This window comes from Pseudoalteromonas sp. GW168-MNA-CIBAN-0100 (genome assembly GCF_040309225.1).
GTDB classification, from domain to species: domain Bacteria; phylum Pseudomonadota; class Gammaproteobacteria; order Enterobacterales; family Alteromonadaceae; genus Pseudoalteromonas; species Pseudoalteromonas arctica.
This window is the reverse complement of the sequence record NZ_JBEOOL010000936.1, coordinates 1-246: the sequence shown is the minus strand read 5'-3', so window position 1 is coordinate 246 and position 246 is coordinate 1. Positions and strand designations below refer to the sequence as shown.

At 48.4% G+C, this 246-nt stretch carries 1 pseudogene; it reads left to right on the top strand.

The window, feature by feature from the left end:
* Positions 1-246 (top strand): annotated as a pseudogene (locus AAEY62_RS24090) (signal recognition particle-docking protein FtsY); the annotation flags it as partial.

The window sequence follows — 246 nt, the reverse complement described above, 5'->3', positions numbered from 1 at the left end:
ATGCATTACAGTTAGAGCAACAGCAGCGTTTAGCAGAGCAAGAAGCGCAGATGCGCCTTGATCAAGAAAAAGCAGCAGCGGAAAAGGCTGAAGCTGAACGCTTAGAGCAAGTACGTATTGCAGCAGAGCAAGCAGAAGCTGAGCGATTAGAACAGCAACGTATTGCAGCAGAGCAAGCAGAAGCTGAGCGTTTAGAACAAGCACGAATTGCAGCAGAGCAAGCAGAAGCTGAGCGATTAGAACAAC